General features: G+C 40.5%; 15 protein-coding genes. 12 read left to right on the top strand and 3 right to left on the bottom strand.

The window, feature by feature from the left end:
* Positions 1–317 precede the first annotated feature (317 nt).
* The 5 genes from ACJ004_RS08560 to ACJ004_RS08540 all read left to right on the top strand — a co-directional run bounded on the left by ACJ004_RS08560 (position 318) and on the right by ACJ004_RS08540 (position 6,991).
* Entirely contained in the window at positions 318–1,643 is a 1,326-nt protein-coding gene (locus tag ACJ004_RS08560) for a glycoside hydrolase family 68 protein (RefSeq protein ID WP_410892490.1), read from the top strand.
* 35 nt (positions 1,644–1,678) lie between these two features.
* Positions 1,679–3,010: a glycoside hydrolase family 68 protein gene (locus ACJ004_RS08555; protein ID WP_410892489.1), complete on the top strand. Its 1,332-nt coding sequence runs from the start codon at positions 1,679–1,681 to the stop codon at positions 3,008–3,010.
* Positions 3,011–3,227: 217 nt separating this feature from the next.
* Positions 3,228–4,574 carry a glycoside hydrolase family 68 protein gene (locus ACJ004_RS08550; protein ID WP_410892488.1) on the top strand — a complete coding sequence of 449 codons (1,347 nt, stop codon included), beginning with the start codon at positions 3,228–3,230 and terminating at the stop codon, positions 4,572–4,574.
* A 128-nt stretch (positions 4,575–4,702) separates the two neighbouring features.
* Positions 4,703–6,103, top strand: coding sequence for a sucrose-specific PTS transporter subunit IIBC (locus tag ACJ004_RS08545; RefSeq protein WP_410892487.1), 1,401 nt, complete (start codon positions 4,703–4,705; stop codon positions 6,101–6,103).
* Between the two features lie 48 nt (positions 6,104–6,151).
* Positions 6,152–6,991, top strand: a complete 840-nt coding sequence (locus ACJ004_RS08540; protein WP_410892486.1) for a PRD domain-containing protein — start codon at positions 6,152–6,154, stop codon at positions 6,989–6,991.
* A gap of 25 nt (positions 6,992–7,016) precedes the next feature.
* Here ACJ004_RS08540 and ACJ004_RS08535 read toward each other — a convergent pair whose 3' ends face one another.
* Positions 7,017–7,793, bottom strand: coding sequence for a helix-turn-helix domain-containing protein (locus tag ACJ004_RS08535; protein WP_410892485.1), 777 nt, complete (start codon positions 7,791–7,793; stop codon positions 7,017–7,019).
* Between the two features lie 123 nt (positions 7,794–7,916).
* On the opposite strand from ACJ004_RS08535, the gene ACJ004_RS08530 reads away from it, so the two are divergent.
* The 7 genes from ACJ004_RS08530 to ACJ004_RS08500 all read left to right on the top strand — a co-directional run bounded on the left by ACJ004_RS08530 (position 7,917) and on the right by ACJ004_RS08500 (position 16,749).
* Entirely contained in the window at positions 7,917–8,687 is a 771-nt protein-coding gene (locus ACJ004_RS08530; RefSeq protein WP_410892484.1) for a sugar phosphate isomerase/epimerase family protein, read from the top strand.
* Between the two features lie 109 nt (positions 8,688–8,796).
* Positions 8,797–9,525, top strand: a complete 729-nt coding sequence (locus ACJ004_RS08525; RefSeq protein ID WP_410892483.1) for a ThuA domain-containing protein — start codon at positions 8,797–8,799, stop codon at positions 9,523–9,525.
* The gene (locus ACJ004_RS08520; protein WP_410892482.1) at positions 9,525–10,559 is read left to right on the top strand and encodes a Gfo/Idh/MocA family protein; all 1,035 of its coding nucleotides are present in this window, start codon (positions 9,525–9,527) and stop codon (positions 10,557–10,559) included. The genes ACJ004_RS08525 and ACJ004_RS08520 overlap by 1 nt, the downstream gene beginning before the upstream one ends.
* On the top strand, positions 10,556–11,575 hold the full coding sequence (locus tag ACJ004_RS08515; RefSeq protein WP_410892481.1) for a Gfo/Idh/MocA family protein: 1,020 nt from the start codon (positions 10,556–10,558) through the stop codon (positions 11,573–11,575). The genes ACJ004_RS08520 and ACJ004_RS08515 overlap by 4 nt, the downstream gene beginning before the upstream one ends.
* A complete protein-coding gene (locus ACJ004_RS08510) occupies positions 11,572–12,540 on the top strand; it encodes a sugar phosphate isomerase/epimerase family protein (protein WP_410892480.1) in 969 nt (322 codons plus the stop codon). The genes ACJ004_RS08515 and ACJ004_RS08510 overlap by 4 nt, the downstream gene beginning before the upstream one ends.
* Positions 12,541–12,602: 62 nt before the next feature.
* Positions 12,603–14,273 carry a glycoside hydrolase family 13 protein gene (locus tag ACJ004_RS08505; protein WP_410892479.1) on the top strand — a complete coding sequence of 557 codons (1,671 nt, stop codon included), beginning with the start codon at positions 12,603–12,605 and terminating at the stop codon, positions 14,271–14,273.
* 241 nt (positions 14,274–14,514) lie between these two features.
* Positions 14,515–16,749: a sensor domain-containing protein gene (locus tag ACJ004_RS08500; protein ID WP_410892478.1), complete on the top strand. Its 2,235-nt coding sequence runs from the start codon at positions 14,515–14,517 to the stop codon at positions 16,747–16,749.
* Positions 16,750–16,769: 20 nt separating this feature from the next.
* Here ACJ004_RS08500 and ACJ004_RS08495 read toward each other — a convergent pair whose 3' ends face one another.
* Positions 16,770–17,162, bottom strand: coding sequence for a YuzC family spore coat inner layer protein (locus ACJ004_RS08495; RefSeq protein WP_410892477.1), 393 nt, complete (start codon positions 17,160–17,162; stop codon positions 16,770–16,772).
* 123 nt (positions 17,163–17,285) lie between these two features.
* Complete coding sequence (liaG, locus tag ACJ004_RS08490) at positions 17,286–18,155, bottom strand: LiaG family protein (RefSeq protein ID WP_410892476.1); 870 nt, start codon at positions 18,153–18,155, stop codon at positions 17,286–17,288.
* Between the last annotated feature and the right edge of the window lie 85 nt (positions 18,156–18,240).

Raw genomic sequence — 18,240 nt, 5'->3', positions numbered from 1 at the left:
TGAGTTTTGTATTGGTTATATGAAAATGTAACTAGTAAATCCTAATGGAATTAAGAGTCTATTATCCTATTGTAGGAAATTGTCGAACAGAATATAATGTTCCCTGTAAACAAAATTATGCGGGATTGTGACTGGTAAAGCAGGCAAGACCTAAAGTGTATGAAGGGCAAAGTGTACCTTTTTTGGTAGACATGTCCTTGTACATTTTAGGTCTTTTTTTGTTCTCATGAAGAGAATTTTCATTAGTTGGATTAGTCAGAAAATTCTTAACGGACACAATGTTCCCGCGAAAAATGGAGGATTTAGGGGAAATGGAAATGAAAACTCGTAACAAATCGAAATTGAAAAAGCTGATTTTGACAGCCGTTGTTGCTGCCAATTGCCTGTCCGTAACACCTGCATTTGCAGAGGAAATCAGTTCAGATTACACATCCATCTGGTCACGTCAGCAAGCAGAAAAAGTAATGCCTACTGACAAAACAACAGCACCGAAAATTGATCTTGATTTTGATCTTGTAGCACCTGATCAATGGGTATGGGATACATGGCCATTACAAAATAGAGATGGTTCAATGGCGATTGTCAATGGCTACCGAGTGGCTTTTGCATTGGTAGCACCGCGTTCTTTAGGATGGGGTGAGCGCCATACAGAAGCAAGAATTGGAATGTTCTACTCTAAAAACGGCAAAGATTGGACGTACGCAGGAATCCCTTATGACTATAATAAAGCCTTGGGGCATATGCAATGGGCCGGAACAGCAATGCTTGATGACAATGGAAAAGTTCATTTATTCTATACGGCAACCGGTGAAAAAACAAATTGGGATAACAATGGATGGGATAAAAGAGCCGTACAGCGGATTGCGAAAACAACCTTTGATATTCATACGGATAAAAACGGGGTTCATCTGACCAATGAAGGGAAACATCAAGTCATTCTTGAAGCAGATGGAAAATATTACGAGACACTTGCACAAGCGAATAGTCCGATCATTACGGCATTCCGTGATCCATTCTTCTTCCAGGATCCGAATACAGGCAAAGATTATATTATCTTCGAAGGACAAGCTGGAAGCGATAGAGACTTTATCAAACCGGAAAATATCGGTGATGAAGAATACCGCAAAACCCATTCCGTTCCTGCAGGAGCCGAATTGTATAACGGCAATATCGGGATCGCAGAAGTACTTGACAAAGACGTAACCAAATTAAAGCTTCTCCCGCCATTGCTTGAGTCGGTTGGAACCAATCACCAGATGGAACGTCCGCACATGGTCGTAAACGGAGATGATTATTATCTATTTACCATCAGCCATACCTTTACGTATGCTCCTGGCCTGACTGGTCCTGATGGTGTCTATGGATTTGTTGGTAAAGGACTGTTCGGCAGCCATAAACCAATGAATGAAAGTGGTCTTGTGATTGCGAATCCAAAGGAAAGCCCTTATCAAGCCTATTCTTGGATGGTTCTTCCAGACCAGCAGGTAATCAGCTTTATTAACGAGCCGAAAGATGAGAACGGCAATGTGAAATTTGGCGGTACATTCGCCCCAACTCTAAAAGTGAAGCTGAATGGCGAAACATCTGAAGTTGTAAAAGAAGGTAAAGCGGGCGAAATTAAACCATTTGGGGCAAATCGCTAATGATAGCTCGAAAAGGAGAGAGAAGGATGACCGTTATGAATAAGAAAGCAGTTTCTGCCATCGTCTTGGCGGCGAGTGTTATAGCCTCAACTTTTTCAGGGGTTTCTGTAAAAGCAGAAGACGTAGGGCAAACGACAAATTGGACACGGGAACAGGTCTCAAAAATTGAACTTAATCAAGATAATACCTTGCCTTATACGGATATAAGCAAGCTTAAGAAATTATCATCAGATTACCATATTTGGGACACATGGCCCCTGTTGGATCGTGATGGAAATATCGCTTCCGTAAAAGGCTGGAAAGTGATGTTTGCCTTATCTGCTCCAAATGATGTGCTGCCTGGAAAAGTACATGACATTGCAACAATCCGCTATTTTTACTCGAAAAATGGTAAGGATTGGACTCTTGGCGGGACACTTTTTCCAGAAGGAGCTTCATTAGGTTCCCGTGAATGGGCTGGATCTGCCATGGTCGATAATGGGAAAATTCATGCCTTCTATACTGCAACTGGCCATAGAGGGGAAGAGCGATTGACATTTGAGCAGCGTATTGCTGAGGCATCCGGTGATATTATTGCTGATAGTAATGGAGTCCATTTTGAAAATTGGGGCAAACACAAGATCATTTTAGAGCCGGACGGTAAATATTATCAGACGAAGGAACAAGCCCAGCAAGGCGAAGGCGGCGGCTACGCTTTCCGTGATCCGATGTGGTTTAAAGACCCAAAAACGGATAAGGAATATATTTTATTTGAAGGAAATTCAGGCGGTACTGTAGGGGAGCGCCCATTTAAACAAGAATATGCCGGAAGTTCCGAGTATACAAGCAATAACCCGGTACCTGCGGGTGCTGTTCATGCCAATGCGAACATTGGAATCGCAGAGGTAGTGGATGGTGATCCTTCCAATCTAAAAATGCTGCCTCCTCTTTTGGAAGCAAATTATGTCAACGAAGAATTGGAACGCCCGCATATTGTAGTAAAGGATAAAAAATATTATCTCTTTACTGACAGCCATATCAATAAATATGCTGAAGGGCTGCAAGGACCTGAAGGGATGTATGGATTTGTTTCCGACACCTTGATTGGTGGTTATCAGCCGCTGAATAAGAGTGGTTTGGTTTTAGCCAATCCTCCAGGAAACCCATACCAAGTGTATTCATGGCTTGTCCTTCCTAATTTGAATGTCGTCGGGTTTGCTCATTTTGGCGATTTAGGCAGCATGTCCATTGGGGATGTTGGAAACCAATCACCAGAATTCCAATTTAGCCATTTTGGAGGCACATTGGCGCCGACAATCCAGCTATCCATCAAAGGCGACACAACAAAAATAGCAAAAGAGTTATCACCTGGCTGGATAAAACAATAAGGAAATGATTTGACCGGTTCCCGCGCTCCAATCGCTCATTAAGAGACCGTATAAGCGCTTGTGGAACCGGTTCCTGTGATGTGGATTGGCCACTATGAATCCGTATAAGAGCCCATGGTACCGATTCCTGAGCTCTAATCGGCGCTTGAAATTTATGGTTAATCAACAAAGTTTTTAACAAAGCAAAAGTAAGAAGGCATTTGGGGGAACACTTTTCATGAAATGGAACAAAGTTAAAAAAAGCAAATCTATCATAGCAGCTATTATCGGACTTTTTATTATCTTCATACCCATTGTTGGTCCAACCGTTTCTGCCCAAGAAAATGCAGATACATTCAGCTGGACCAGAGAAAATGTTAGCAATCTAACAATCAATGATCAAAATACAGCCCCGACATTTAATAAAGATGAGCTTGTTAAACTTTCATCAGACTATTATATTTGGGATGCATGGCCATTGCAGGATTTGAACGGTCATCCCGCTGTAGTAAATGGTTTTAAAATTATTTTTGCCCTAGCGGTACAGAAGGATGTCCTTCCTGGAAAACGTCATGATCTAGCTCAAATTCAATATTTCTATTCAAAAGACGGAAAGAGCTGGGAGTCTGGCGGCCCCGTTTTTAAAGCAGGAGAAGCATTGGGGTCCAGACAATGGGCCGGCTGTTCCATTGTGAATAAGGATGGGAAATTGCAAATCTTTTACACAGCAACGGGACAAAAAAATGAAGCTCAAATAAGCTATGATCAGCGGCTGGCAACTGCAACGGCTGATGTTCGTACAACAAACACTAGTGTGACCTTTAAGAATTGGTCCAAACATGAAATAATTCTTGAGGCAGATGGTAAATACTATCAATCAAAGGAACAAATAGGGCAGGAAGAATCTTCTTATGCGTTCCGAGATCCGTATTTTTTCCAGGATCCAAAAACTGGGGAGCAATATCTGTTATTTGAAGCAAACACTGCAGGAAAGCTTGCAGACCGTCCATATAATAATAAATTTATTGGTTCGGAAGAATTCCGTCAGAACCATGTAACCCCTGAAAGTTCAAAAGCTTTTAATGGCAGCATTGGTATTGCCAAAGCAACCAATAAAGATTTATCCAAATTTGAATTGCTGCCGCCTCTATTAGAAGCAAATTATGTCAATGACGAACTGGAGCGGCCTAGTGTCATCGTAAAAGGAAACAGCTACTATCTTTTTGCAAAAACACACACGGAGAAATTCGCATCCGGTCTTGACGCACCGGAAGGATTATATGGATTTACTTCAGACTCTCTTTTTGGAGGCTATCAACCGTTAAATGATAGTGGGCTTGTCATTGCAAATCCAAGGGATAATCCGTATCAAGCGTATTCTTGGATGGTAATGCCAAATGGCACTGTCACAAGTTTTGTGAATTATGTTAATGTGGACGGTAAAGATATGGATGAGGTTGGCGAGCAATCACCAGAGTATCAAATGGTGCATTTCGGCGGAATGCTGGCACCGTCTTTAAAAATATCGATCACACGTGATGAAACCAAGGTTCTTCATGAAAAGCAGCAAGGGGTTTTTAAATAAGATACAGTTGTGGCGTTCAGTTTTCTGCTGAACGCCACTGTGCATTATGAAAACATTTGTCAGTATTTACCTGAAAGGCAATCTGCTGCATGATGTGAAACAGACTATTCATAAATACAAGGTGGAAGATGAACATTCAAGACCAACAGAAAGAAGCAAAAGATTTTGCGCAAGAATTATTACCGCTATTAGGCGGACGAGAAAATATTATTAATTTAACTCATTGCACGACTCGATTGCGTTTTGAACTTTTAGATGAGAGCAAGGTTAATAAAGTTGGAATCGATAAACTGAACGGTGTACATGGAACCTTTTCCCGAATGGGACTTTTCCAAATTATTTTAGGTCCCGGGATTGTCAATAAAGTATACAGGACCTTAATTGAAACAAAACTGACTCCTGTTAGCGGCATCTCTCCTGCAGAACCGCCAAAGGTGAGAATGAATCCTTTTATTGGATTTGCGAGGACCTTGTCCAATATTTTTGTTCCGATTATTCCAGCTATTGTTGCCAGTGGTTTACTAATGGGTCTGATCGGAATGATCAAGGTGTTTCAGTGGGCACTGCCTGAAAGCTCATTAATGCGAATGCTTGATATCTTTTCAAGTGCCGCCTTTATTATTTTGCCGATATTGATTGGTTTTAGTGCTGCCAAGGAATTTGGCGGCAATCCCATCCTGGGTGCAGTGATAGGCGGGATATTAACTCACCCTTCGCTATTAAATCCTGCCGAGCTTGGATATAAAGTACCGGAATATATCGAGGTTCTGGGAGTTGATATTCCTTTAATAGGGTATCAGGGAACAGTGATCCCAATCTTACTTTCTGTCTTTTTTATGAGTAAGCTCGAAGTGCGCCTGAGGAAAATAATACCGAGTTCATTGGATTTGTTCTTAATCCCATTTCTATTGATTATATCGGTTGGTTTTATCTCACTTTTAATTATTGGCCCGATCTCATTATTCATCGGTGACATGATGACCAATACGTTTGAGCTTATTTATAAATCTGGGGGAGTTATAGCCGGATTTTTATTTGGCGGCTTATATTCTCTCATTGTGGTAACGGGGCTGCATCATACTTTACATGCAGTTGAAATGGAATTGCTTGCAAATCCAAAGATAGGTGTTAACTTTTTGTTACCAATTTGGTCCATGGCCAACATGGCCCAAGGAGGAGCGGGGTTAGCCGTATTTTTTAAAACAAAGAATGAGAGACTGAAAAAAATTGCTATCCCTTCAGCTTTTTCAGCATTTTTAGGCATTATTGAGCCGGTTATGTTTGGGATGAATATCAGATTGTTCCGACCATTTATAGGTGCAGCCATAGGTGGTGCTTTTGGAGGGGCGTATGTGGTTCTTACTCATGTAGTAGCAAACTCTTATGGCTTAACAGGAATTCCCATGATCGCTATTGTAGCCCCAATAGGTATTTCGAATTTAATGCATTACCTTATTGGTCTTGGAATCTCTGTCGTAGCCGCGTTCATAGCCACTTTCATTCTGTGGGTGAAGGAAGAAACCGAGTAGTCTTGATTTTACAGCTAATGCAAGAGCAAAAGAGGGAAGGTGAAAGAAATGAGAATTAAAAAAATCCTAAATAATAGTGCGGTTGTAGTGAAAGACATCGACGGAGAAAAGATCGTGATGGGCGAAGGAATAGGATTCCAGAAACGAAAGAATGATCCTGTGAATCAAGCTAAAATTGATAAAGTGTTTGTTATGAGGGATGCAAATGAGCATAAAAAATTCGAAGAAATACTGCAATTATTGCCAGAAGAACATATACAACTAGCAGAAGAGATTATCTCTTATGCAGAAAGGGAATTAGGTGTTACGGTAAATGAGCATATCCATGTCGCTTTTTCGGATCACCTATCGTTTGCCATTGAGCGATTAACAAATGGCATTGCCATTAAAAATGCCCTGCTGGAGCAAATTAAAATTCTTTATGTAAAGGAATTTCAAATCGGACTTTGGGCAAAGGAGTTAATAAAAGAGAAACTCGGAGTAGAAATTCCTGAAGATGAAGTAGGCAATATTGCGATGCATATTCATACGGCCAGGATGAATAGAGGAGATATGCAGGAAACGATAGACATTACTACAACGATTCAGGAAATTACGAGAATCATTGAAGGTTGTTTAAATATCAATATTGTGGAAGATACGATGTCCTATGAACGATTAATTACCCATTTGCGCTTTTCGCTCAAAAGCCTATTAGCAAATGGGACGAACCATGACTATGATGAAAAAATGGCTTCGATGATCAAGGAAAATTTTAAAGTGACATATGCCTGCGCACAAGAGGTTGGCCAATTTTTGGAAGGGAAATACCGGATAAAATATCCTGATGCAGAGTTAATGTATATTTCCATGCATATTCAAAGATTCTATAATCGAGCAAATATCTAGACTGTTCAAAAGGAAAACGTTAGTTCTAGTATACTGAACGCCTGTACGCACCTGGAGCAACGCCATACTTCTTATGAAATACCCTGTGAAAATAAGGATAGCTGCCGAAGCCGCAGTCTTCGGCAATTTGTTCAAGTGTCATGGATGTGTATTTCATTCGCTCGACTGCAGCTGATAAACGGATTTCTAGGGCATATTCGATCATCGTTTTCCCGACACTACTTTTAAAAAGATGAACGGAACGTGAAACGCTAAGACCAGCATGGCGCGCCACGTCCTCCACTTTAAATGCTGTTAGGGCATGTTCTTCAATGTATCTCATCATCCGTGTGACGGTATACGGGTGATTGAAGGTATGAACCGTTTCGTTGACGCCCCGTTCCAGGTTTAAACAGAGTGCTCGCAGTAAATAGCCGGTGAGTTCTTCGTTTTGGCTCGAGGATGGCCGGCGTTTTTCGTTTATGATTTGACGCCATAAGGAGAGCAGTTTTTCATCAAGATCGATTCGGGAGACAGGCGGTTTGGCGGAACGGCTCCACCACTCGTCCACCCAAGCGCCTTCGCAGACTATGTGATAATCCCCGCTGTTTTGTCCCGCTTTAACCAGCAGTTCATAATGATCCCCTGGTTGAATGAGTAGAAGGTCTCCTTTCTCGAGTTCCATTTTCCTTCCCTTCACCACTACTTCACAGAAACCTTCTGTTTGCAGGCGAAAAAGATATGAAGGGTATCCGGATTTATGTTGGGCATGATATCCATTAGTGTGATAAGAATAGCCGCAAAAAAATATGTCCGTCATCATAAACTTCCTCTCCTAACAAAATAGCAAAATAGTAGATGTTGCAATTATATCATCTATGTTTATTTTCAGACATACAATATAAGATGTTATCAAATAAGCAATGTTATAGAAATGAGGGATAAGATGACCAAAATTCCAGTTGCTGTACAAATGTACACATTGCGGGAAGAAAGCGCCAAAGATTTTGCCGGTACATTAAAAAGAGTGGCAGAACTTGGCTTTGATGGTGTTGAATTTGCCGGATATGGCGGTTTAACGGCAAAAGAAGTAAAGGCGTTATTGGATGAGCTTGGCCTTCAAGCCGCAGGAAGTCATGTGCCGTTAGAAGAGTTGGAAAAGAATTTGCCTGGGGCTATCGAATATCAAAAAATATTGGGAAGCAAATATATTGTCTGCCCTTATTTAATGCCAGATAGACGAAGCGAAGAAGACTATAAAGCTCTTATCTCACAATTAAATCACGTCGGTGAAACATGCCGGAGTGAAGGTATTACCCTTTGTTATCACAACCACGATTTTGAACTAGAGCTTCTTTCAGATGGAAGAACCGCACTCCAAACTATTTTTGATGAGACACATCCAGAGAATGTACAAACAGAGCTAGACGTATATTGGCTGACAAAAGCAAGTCAAAAACCAATCGATTGGATAAATCGGTATCAATATCGAACACCGCTCATTCATTTAAAAGATATGACGACAGATAAGGAACAATTTTTTGCCGAGCTTGGTACAGGCGGTGTTGATTTGGAATCAATCCTAAATATTGGAGAAAAAGCCGGAGTTCAGTGGTGGGTGGTCGAACAGGATGTGAGCCGCCGTACTCCATTTGAAAGCATTGAAATCAGCATTAAGTACTTGAAATCCTTACAGAATCAGCTCTCGAATCGTTAATTTGTGCCAGTTCAATATTTTCCACCCTATCTGTCAATGTAAGCCGTTTCATAAATTCAATTAATCTCTAAAATTAATATTAAAGTAATCCATAAAAGGAGTAGTTGACATGTTGAAAGTAACTGTATGGAATGAAAACCGTCACGAACAAAAAAATCCGGTTGTTAGGGATATTTATCCAAACGGTATCCATGGTACAATCTCTGAATTTCTTCAGACCGAGGGGTTCGAAACAAAAACGGCTACTCTTGATGAGCCAGAGCATGGTTTAACGGATGACGTTCTTGCTAATACCGATGTATTAGTTTGGTGGGGGCATCTAGCCCATGATGAAGTTAAAGATGAAATCGTTCAAAAAGTCCAGCAGCGCATTCTTGATGGAATGGGATTAATCGTTCTTCACTCCGGCCATTTTTCAAAAATCTTTAAAACGTTAATGGGTACAAGCTGTGATCTAAAGTGGCGGGAAGCCGATGAAAAGGAACGTCTTTGGGTTGTGAGTCCAAGCCATCCAATTACAGAAGGTATCTCTGAATATATTGAATTAGAAAAAGAAGAAATGTATGGTGAGCATTTTGATATTCCACAGCCAGATGAACTTATCTTTACAAGCTGGTTTGAGGGCGGCGAAGTTTTCCGCAGCGGATGTACATACCTGCGCGGGAATGGAAAAGTATTTTACTTCAGACCAGGACATGAAACTTATCCTACCTATCATAATGAACAAATTCAGCGTGTTATTATCAATGCAGTGAAATGGGCACAGCCTGTCAAACGTGAACGTCCTGTATACGGGAATGCGAAACCGCTAGAAGAAATCAAAGGGGGACAAAAATAATGGAAAAGTTAAGAGTGGGAGTAATCGGTTGTGGCAGTATCGCTCAGCACCGTCATTTACCTGAATATAAAGCTAATTTAAATGTCGAGCTGGTCGCAGTTTGTGATAGTAATGAAGAGCGCGCGAAAGAGGTAGCAGAAAAATTCGGGGCAGAAGTATATACAAGCTTTGAAGAACTATTGAAAAATGCTGAAGTGGACGCAGTCAGCGTTTGTACTCCCAACTATCTTCACGCCCCCATTTCCATTGCTGCCTTAAATGCAGGTGTTCATGTTCTTTGTGAAAAACCAATGGCGACTTCAACAGAAGAAGCTGAGGCAATGATTGCAGCTGCGGAAGCTAGCGGCAAAAAGTTAATGATTGGACATAATCAGCGCTTTGTACCTTCTCACCAAAGAGCACGAAAGTTGATCGCAAGCGGGGAAATCGGCAAAATTTATAGTTTCCGTACTGCCTTTGGACACGGCGGACCAGAAGGCTGGAGCGTAGATGGAAAAGAAAGCTGGTTTTTCCAAAAAGATAAGGCCTTTGTCGGTGCAATGGGTGACTTGGGTGTCCATAAGACGGACTTACTACGCTATGTGTTAGGAGAAGAAATTGTAGAGGTCGGTTCCTTTGTGGAAACAAGTGCAAAGGATTTCGCTGATGTCGATGATAATGCCGTATGTGTATTAAAAACCGAGAGCGGTATCATCGGAACGCTTGCTGCAAGCTGGGCTTATGTAAGCAAAGAAGATAATTCTACGATTATATATGGTGAAAAAGCAATTCTTCGTTTGGAGGATGACCCAACCAATTCACTAGTCGTCCAATACGCGAACGGTGAAGTGGTCAATTATCAGCTTGGGAAAATTCAATCCAATGATGCGGGCGGACAACGAACTTCACATGTTATCGATCATTTTGTCGATGCTGTGCTGCAAAATCAGGAGCCGCCAGTTCCAGGTGAAGAAGGCATGAAATCATTAGAGGTTATTTTAGCGGCGCTTGAGTCGAATGAAACAAAACAAATTGTACGAGTGAGAGAACGATGAAAAAACTTCGTATCGGAATAATCGGGGTTGGCGGTATCGCACAGGGGCGCCATATCCCGGCCTTTCTTCAGCTCTCTGATATCTGTGAACTAGCTGCCCTGAGTGATGTTAATGTCGATCGAGCCCGTGAAACGGCTGAGAAATATAACATCCCTTATGTTTTCGAAAATTATCATGAGGTTTTTTCAGTGGTAGATGCTGTTTGTATTTGTACACCAAATAAATTCCATGCCGAGATTTCCATTGCCGCAATGGAGGCAGGGGTTCATGTTCTATGCGAGAAGCCGATGGCGCTTTCCGCAAAAGAATGTGAGGCTATGATTGTTGCTTCTCAAAAAGCTAATAAGGTCCTAGCCATTGCCTATCACTATCGCTTCATGAAGGAATCACAAGCAGCCCAAAAGGTAATGAGTGAAATAGGCACACCTTTAGTGGCAAGAGTCCAAGCATTAAGACGCCGTAAAGTACCAGGTTGGGGTGTTTTTACCAATAAAGATCTTCAAGGCGGAGGCAGCCTAATCGATTTTGGCTGTCATCTTCTTGATTTAGCGCTTTGGCTGATGGGAAATCCAAACCATATTGAGGTGTCAGGCACCACGTATAACCAGTTAAGCAAAATACCTAATCAAGTGAACCAATGGGGCGAATTTAATCATGAAACCTTTGAGGTTGATGATCATGTAACAGCCTATATGCGATTTGAAAATGGGGCCTCGATGCTGTTTGAAACATCCTGGTCGGCTAACATCAAAGATGACCAAGTACATGTCAGTATTTCAGGTGTGGACGGAGGTATAAGTGTCTTTCCTTTTGAACTTTATACAACCAAGAATGGAATGCTGTTAAACAGCGAGGCGGCCTGGCTTCCTGGAGAAGAGGATCCTGGACTTCCACAGGCGAGAAATTTTATTGAGGCATGCCTTGGCATAAATGAACTAGTGGTTAAACCAGAGGAAGCGCTACAGGTATCACAAATTATTGACCGAATTTATGAGAGTGAGGAGAATACATTATGAAACTAGGTGTTTTCACTGTATTATTTGCAGAAAAATCATTTGAAGAAATGCTAGATACTGTAAAAGAAGCAGGATTACATGCTGTTGAAATCGGAACCGGCTGCTATCCTGGAAATAGTCATTGTGATTTAGATGCGTTATTGGAAAGTGAAGAAATTCGCCAAGAGTATATTCAAAAAATCGAAGAACGCGGACTGACTATCAGCGCCTTCAGCTGCCATGGCAACCCGATTTCGCCGGAAAAGGAATTTGCTAAAACCTCGAACGAAACTTTATTAAAAACGATCAAACTTGCTTCACTTCTCGGAGTGCCGGTTGTTAACTGTTTTTCAGGAACAGCAGGGGATCATGAAGGAGCGAAATATCCTAACTGGCCCGTTACACCATGGCCAAATGAATATGGTGATGTGCTAAAGTGGCAGTGGGAAGAAAAATTGATTCCTTATTGGAAAGAAGTTGGCCAATTTGCCAAGGAGCATAATGTGAAGATCGGGCTCGAACTTCACGGCGGCTTTTTAGTCCACACACCCTATACACTTTTAAAACTGCGCGAAGAAACCTGTGATGCGATTGGAGCAAATTTAGACCCTAGCCATTTATGGTGGCAAGGCATTGACCCAGTAGCAGCGATTAAAATTTTAGCAAAAGAAAATGCCATTCATCATTTTCATGCGAAAGACACATTCATTGATCAGGAAAACGTGAATATGTTTGGATTAACGGATATGCAGCCTTACGGGGAGGTCCGTTCACGTGCTTGGACATTCCGTTCGGTGGGGTGTGGCCACAGTTTGAAAGAATGGTCTGATATGATGAGTGCCTTACGAACCTATGGCTATGATTATGTGGTCAGCATCGAACATGAGGATCCGATTATGTCAATTGATGAGGGATTCAAACGGGCGGTAACCAACTTGAAATCGGTCTTAATTGAGGAATCGGTCTCTCAAATGTGGTGGGTGTAGAATAAGACATACAAGAGATTTTAAGTGAAAAAAATGAAATAGGTCTAGAACAGAGGTGCAGCATGAACAAAAAATGGTGGAAAGAAAGTGTCGCTTATCAAGTTTATCCCCGCAGCTTCATGGATAGCAATGGGGATGGGATTGGTGATTTAAAAGGGGTGACAGCTAAACTAGATTACCTAAAAGAGCTAGGGATTGATGTGATTTGGCTATCACCGATGTATAAATCCCCCAATGACGACAATGGTTATGACATTTCCGATTACCAAGATATTATGGAAGAATTCGGAACGATGGCTGATTTTGATGAACTGCTTGATGGTGTTCATCAGCGTGGAATGAAATTAATCCTTGATTTAGTCATCAATCATACGAGCGACGAACACCCTTGGTTTATTGAATCTCGTTCTTCTAAAGACAACCCTAAACGTGATTGGTACATTTGGAGAGATGGCAAAGATGGAAAAGCACCGAACAATTGGGAGTCGATTTTCAGTGGGCCAGCTTGGAGATATGATAAAGAAACTGAACAGTATTTCATGCACATCTTCTCTGCACGCCAGCCCGATTTGAATTGGGAAAACCCTGAGGTTAGAAATGCTCTCGCGACAATGGTGAATTGGTGGCTAGAAAAAGGAATCGACGGTTTCCGAGTCGATGCCATTTCGCATATAAAAAAAGAACCAGGATTTCCTGATATGCCAAACCCAGATCAATTAAAGTGTGTCCCTTGCTTTCCCTATATGATGAATGTGGAGGGCATTGATGAGTTTCTCTCAGAATTCTCTCAAAGAACAATTAAAAACTATGACATTATGACTGTTGGAGAAGCGAATGGTGTCGGGCTAAATGAAGCTGATAAATGGGTGGGCGAAGAGAACGGCTATTTTAATATGATATTTCAATTTGAGTTTTTGGATCTTTGGGATAAAGATGCAGAAGGATCCATCGATGTCCGTAAGTTAAAAAAGGTGTTAACCAAATGGCAAACTGGTTTAGAAGGTAAGGGCTGGAATGCTCTATTTATCGAAAATCATGATCAGCCGCGGCGGGTATCTAGTTGGGGAAATGACCGGGAATATTGGAAAGAGAGTGCCAAAATGCTGGGCGCATTATATTTCCTAATGAAAGGTACGCCATTTATATACCAGGGCCAGGAAATCGGAATGACAAATGTCCAATTCCCTTCTATTGATGATTACAACGATGTTGGCATGATTAACTACTATCATATTGAAACAGCCAAAGGTCGTTCCCATCATGAAATTATGAAGGTCATTTGGGAAAAGGGACGGGATAATGCCCGGACACCGATGCAATGGGATTCATCTAATAAGGGAGGATTCACGACAGGTGATCAAACATGGCTTGCTGTAAATCCAAACTACAAAGAAATTAATGTGGAAGCACAAGGAAATGATCCTGACTCTATTTTATCTTTCTATAAAAAAATGATTCGCTTAAGAAAAGAGAATCCAGTATTTGTTTATGGTACTTATGATTTATTAGCAGCAAATCATCCGAAACTGTTTGTGTATACCCGCAGATTCGGGAAGAAAAAGGCGCTTGTTATTTCCAATCTAAGTGATAGATCCTCGAGGTTTCGGGTTCCGGGGAGTTTATCTTATACTGCTTCTGAATTGGTTCTTCATAATTATGAAGTGGAGGGTAATAAGTTACAAAAAAATTTCACACTAAAACCCTATGAAACAAGGGTTTATATGCTATTGTAATCATAAAGGGCAGCTTGCCCTTTTTTTTGCTTTTTTAGCTGATATTGGTGTTCACTATAAAAAATAATACAAAAGTTAATGAAAGACGATTCATCAGGGTGAATCGTCATTTTTATTGCCAATGACTATAAGGTCGTTTTCAATTGCCTAAACCTTTGATTGTTAAGTAAATAGTTTTTTGATATTTTAAAGATAATACTATTTTCTTTGTATTAACCTATGAAAAAAGGGAGAAATCAAAATGAGGACTCATAAAACAAACTATGTATATAAATGGATGTTCTTATTTAGTTTGATTGTCCTTACCGAGATAGTAGATTTGATAGTGACATTTCTTTTTCCATCCTTAAATCTACTTAAGTTTGTTCCTCTGTTTATACTCATAGGCATCCTGCCATTTATTATGATTACTCTTAAAGAAATGAGTCGGAAAGAAGAAGAACTTCGTCTAAATAAGCTAAAGTTAAAGAATATTTTTGATACGCTCGATATTGCGATTTGGTCCCATGATTTAAAGTCAGATTCACTATTAATTACACCAGGCATCGAAAAATTGTATGGCTATTCTTACATTGACTTTTATAAAGATCTAAATCTTTGGAAAAAAGTAATCTATCCAGATGATTTATCTATTTTAGATGGAAGAGCGCAAAAATTAGCTTTAGGAGAAACGGTCACCAGCGAATATCGGATCATTCGTCCTGATGGCGAAGTCCGTTGGATTCAGGACAGGGGATTTCCAACCCTTGATAGTAAAGGAAATTTTGTAGACTTCAATAGTGTTTTGTTTGATATTACTGATCGCAAAGAAAGCGAGGATCGCTATCGTAGTTTAGTAGAAATGTCACCAGATATTATTGCGGTTGTCAGCCGAGAAAAAATTGAATACATGAACGAGGCAGGCTGGAAACTAGTTGGAGCATCCAGCTCGGAAGAGGTTATTGGTGAATCGGCAGTGAAATTCGCCTCTTCAGACATTATTAACTTGATTAGAAAAACTTTTGAGCGCCCGAAACAAGGCAGGCAAAGATTTGAATTTCAGGTGAAGCGGCTCGATGGAGAGACCATTGATGTGGAGATGGCGGCCACTTCAATTATTTATGAAGGAAGATTTGCGGTCCAAGTTGTCGGCAGGGATATTACAGAACGGAAGAAAGCAGAAAAAACGATTCAATATATGGCCTTTTATGATTCGTTGACGGGCTTGCCCAACCGAAATCAGTTTAGAAACCATCTAAACGAAGTCTTAACTAAACAAATAGACAAGGTGCAGGCAGTTTTATTTTTAGATTTAGATCGTTTTAAGATCATAAATGATACCAAAGGTCATACTGTCGGTGATTTTATCCTTCAAAAGGTTGCCCATCGATTAGCTGCCACCGTTAAATCGGAAGGGATGGTCTCAAGGCAAGGCGGAGATGAGTTTATTATTTTACTAGAGGACACAGACAAAGGAAGGGTCACAGAGGTTGCCCAGCAAATCCTCTCTGAATTTTCCAAACCGCTAGAAGTGAATGATCAAGAGTTTTTTGTGACCCCTAGTATTGGAATTAGCCTCTACCCTGATGATGGAGCGGATGTGGAAACCTTAATAAAAAATGCAGACACCGCCATGTACCAAGCGAAAGAACGGGGGAAAAATAATTTCCAATTCTATTCTTCCAATTTGAATGGAATCTCCATTCGAAAAATGGAGTTGGAAAATGGCTTAAGAAAAGCACTGGAAAAGGATCAATTAATACTGCATTATCAACCGCAAGTCTCTTTGCAAACAGGGGAATTAGTTGGAATAGAAGCGTTAATTCGTTGGGAGCATCCGGAGCATGGTCACATCCCGCCTTCTGAATTTATTCCGCTAGCAGAGGAAACAGGGTTGATTGTCCTAATCGGAAAATGGGTTCTACGAGAAGCTTGCAGGCAGCGAAAAGAATGGGAACAGATGGGTTACCGGGATTTTCCTGTCGCTGTCAATGTCTCCGTACGTCAATTTGAGGATGCCCATCTGATTGACTATATCTCAACCTTATTGGATGATATCGGTCTAGAAGGCAATCATTTAGAGTTAGAAATTACCGAGAGTATCATGCAAAATCTAGAGAATTCAACGATTATTCTAAATAAATTAAAGAACATAGGTGTACTTCTCTCTATCGATGATTTCGGAACTGGTTATTCCTCATTAAGTTATTTAAAGCATCTTCCCATTGATAAAATCAAAATTGATAAATCATTTGTCGATGATATTATTTACCATTCGAAGCAAGGGATCATGGTAAAGACGATTATCGATATGGGGCTGAATTTAAACTTTGCTGTTATTGCGGAGGGAATTGAAACAAATGAGCAGCTTGATTTTTTAAAGGAAAATGAATGTAAAATTGGTCAGGGGTATTTATTTAGCAAACCAATACCGTCTGAGCAAATGAAGGAATATCTTTTATCTAGAAATGAAAAGAGTGGTGGTATCCCCAGTTGATGGGGGTACCACTTTTTTCATTAATTTCCCCATTTCATGGCTACTTTTAAGGTGCAGCAGTTGATTGGTTGTTGAGGGGTTGTTTGAGAGATGAGCTCAAAGTAGACTCCTGTAGGCGTAAATTTCGTGACCACAGGTACTTTTAATCCAATTGTCTTGATTAACTGATCGACATCGGCTTTTTTTCCTTGTTGAGCTGCACTCATCATTTGCCGAGCGAAGTCATGATCCCCTAGGCGATCTAATAATATTCTCCCTTGGTCCATCAAAAATCTAAATGTTTTTACGGATTCTTCAAATATCTTTACATCAACGGGGGGATAGCTCCTTGGATCCGGCTGAAAGACGGTTTGAGGTGGATAAGCAGGCAATGAAGGATAGATAGGATAGTGATATGGGTAGTAGTAATACATGGTTACTCTCCTTCCATAATTAAAACGCAAGCCAGAATAAGATATGATATTTTTTGGAGAAGGGTTCCTTTAAAAATCTAATCCAAAAAACGCATGGATTAGAAATCCATGCGCTTTTTGATCTTAATGAATATAAATATCCCCACTAGACACATCCAAGTCTATTTTGTACTTACCAGAGCCGTGGATCCCTTCGATGCTTTTTTTCTTGGTGTGTTTTGAAGTTAATGGAAGATCACATGTTATTTCCCCGCTGGATACATCTCCATCTAAGGTGAAATCAGCATTGTTAGGAAGATCTAGTCCTACGTCTCCAGAACTCACTTCTACATCAATCGAATCTGTCAGCTTATCTACCTGAAAATTTACTTCCCCAGAGGATACCTCTGCTTGAATAGGACCAGTATATTCTGTCACAACCAAGCTGCCAGAATTTACATCAAATGAACCTGTTTCTGTTTGTAATGAATGAATCTCAACATTCCCTGATGCTACGTTTTGTTTAAAATGGTTAACGATCATGTTTTTGAGGTTCATGTTGCCAGAACCAATATCAAGGTTTAATTCGTTTAGTTTAATAGGATTAGTCTTGGATTGCCCTGAAAAATTTACATTCCCCGACCCTAAATTGATGCGCATGTTACGGTGATAATCTTCCGGAATATAGATTTTCAGTTTTTTCTTTTCTGAGAATGGGGACCAGTCGAACCACCAAAACCCCTTACGTTTGACAGAAACCTCGATGGTATCTCCATGCTCCCTAACGTTTAACCTGTCTTTGCCGTTGTAAACGGCTTTAACATCTTTTCTATTTTCTGGAATTATCGTCGTACTTACACTAGAAATATCCACATCAATCACATCGATATCATTTGTCATCGTTGCTTGTGTACTGTGATTACTTGATTTACTAAACCAATCAAACGGTGAGGTCTGATTATAAATAATATATAATCCAGTAATGAGCAATAACAGAATGACGATTCTTTTCATTTTTTCCATCCCCTCTTCTTACATCTTCTAGTTAATAATAAGAAATCCTCCCACTTACCTCAATGAGCCAGAGATTTATTTATGT

This window comes from Neobacillus sp. 204 (assembly GCF_046562815.1).
Classification (GTDB): Bacteria; Bacillota; Bacilli; order Bacillales; family Cytobacillaceae; genus Neobacillus.
Note: the sequence above shows the minus strand (reverse complement) of the source record. Positions and strands in the feature narration are given on the sequence as shown.

What these genes read in the sequence shown, in the direction of transcription:
- ACJ004_RS08560 (WP_410892490.1), top strand. Translation starts at nt 318, where the DNA reads ATGAAAACTCGTAACAAATCGAAATTGAAAAAGCTGATTTTGACAGCC.
- ACJ004_RS08555 (WP_410892489.1), top strand. Translation starts at nt 1,679, where the DNA reads ATGAATAAGAAAGCAGTTTCTGCCATCGTCTTGGCGGCGAGTGTTATA.
- ACJ004_RS08550 (WP_410892488.1), top strand. Translation starts at nt 3,228, where the DNA reads ATGAAATGGAACAAAGTTAAAAAAAGCAAATCTATCATAGCAGCTATT.
- ACJ004_RS08545 (WP_410892487.1), top strand. Translation starts at nt 4,703, where the DNA reads ATGAACATTCAAGACCAACAGAAAGAAGCAAAAGATTTTGCGCAAGAA.
- ACJ004_RS08540 (WP_410892486.1), top strand. Translation starts at nt 6,152, where the DNA reads ATGAGAATTAAAAAAATCCTAAATAATAGTGCGGTTGTAGTGAAAGAC.
- ACJ004_RS08535 (WP_410892485.1), bottom strand. Translation starts at nt 7,793, where the DNA reads ATGATGACGGACATATTTTTTTGCGGCTATTCTTATCACACTAATGGA.
- ACJ004_RS08530 (WP_410892484.1), top strand. Translation starts at nt 7,917, where the DNA reads ATGACCAAAATTCCAGTTGCTGTACAAATGTACACATTGCGGGAAGAA.
- ACJ004_RS08525 (WP_410892483.1), top strand. Translation starts at nt 8,797, where the DNA reads ATGTTGAAAGTAACTGTATGGAATGAAAACCGTCACGAACAAAAAAAT.
- ACJ004_RS08520 (WP_410892482.1), top strand. Translation starts at nt 9,525, where the DNA reads ATGGAAAAGTTAAGAGTGGGAGTAATCGGTTGTGGCAGTATCGCTCAG.
- ACJ004_RS08515 (WP_410892481.1), top strand. Translation starts at nt 10,556, where the DNA reads ATGAAAAAACTTCGTATCGGAATAATCGGGGTTGGCGGTATCGCACAG.
- ACJ004_RS08510 (WP_410892480.1), top strand. Translation starts at nt 11,572, where the DNA reads ATGAAACTAGGTGTTTTCACTGTATTATTTGCAGAAAAATCATTTGAA.
- ACJ004_RS08505 (WP_410892479.1), top strand. Translation starts at nt 12,603, where the DNA reads ATGAACAAAAAATGGTGGAAAGAAAGTGTCGCTTATCAAGTTTATCCC.
- ACJ004_RS08500 (WP_410892478.1), top strand. Translation starts at nt 14,515, where the DNA reads ATGAGGACTCATAAAACAAACTATGTATATAAATGGATGTTCTTATTT.
- ACJ004_RS08495 (WP_410892477.1), bottom strand. Translation starts at nt 17,162, where the DNA reads ATGTATTACTACTACCCATATCACTATCCTATCTATCCTTCATTGCCT.
- liaG (WP_410892476.1), bottom strand. Translation starts at nt 18,155, where the DNA reads ATGAAAAGAATCGTCATTCTGTTATTGCTCATTACTGGATTATATATT.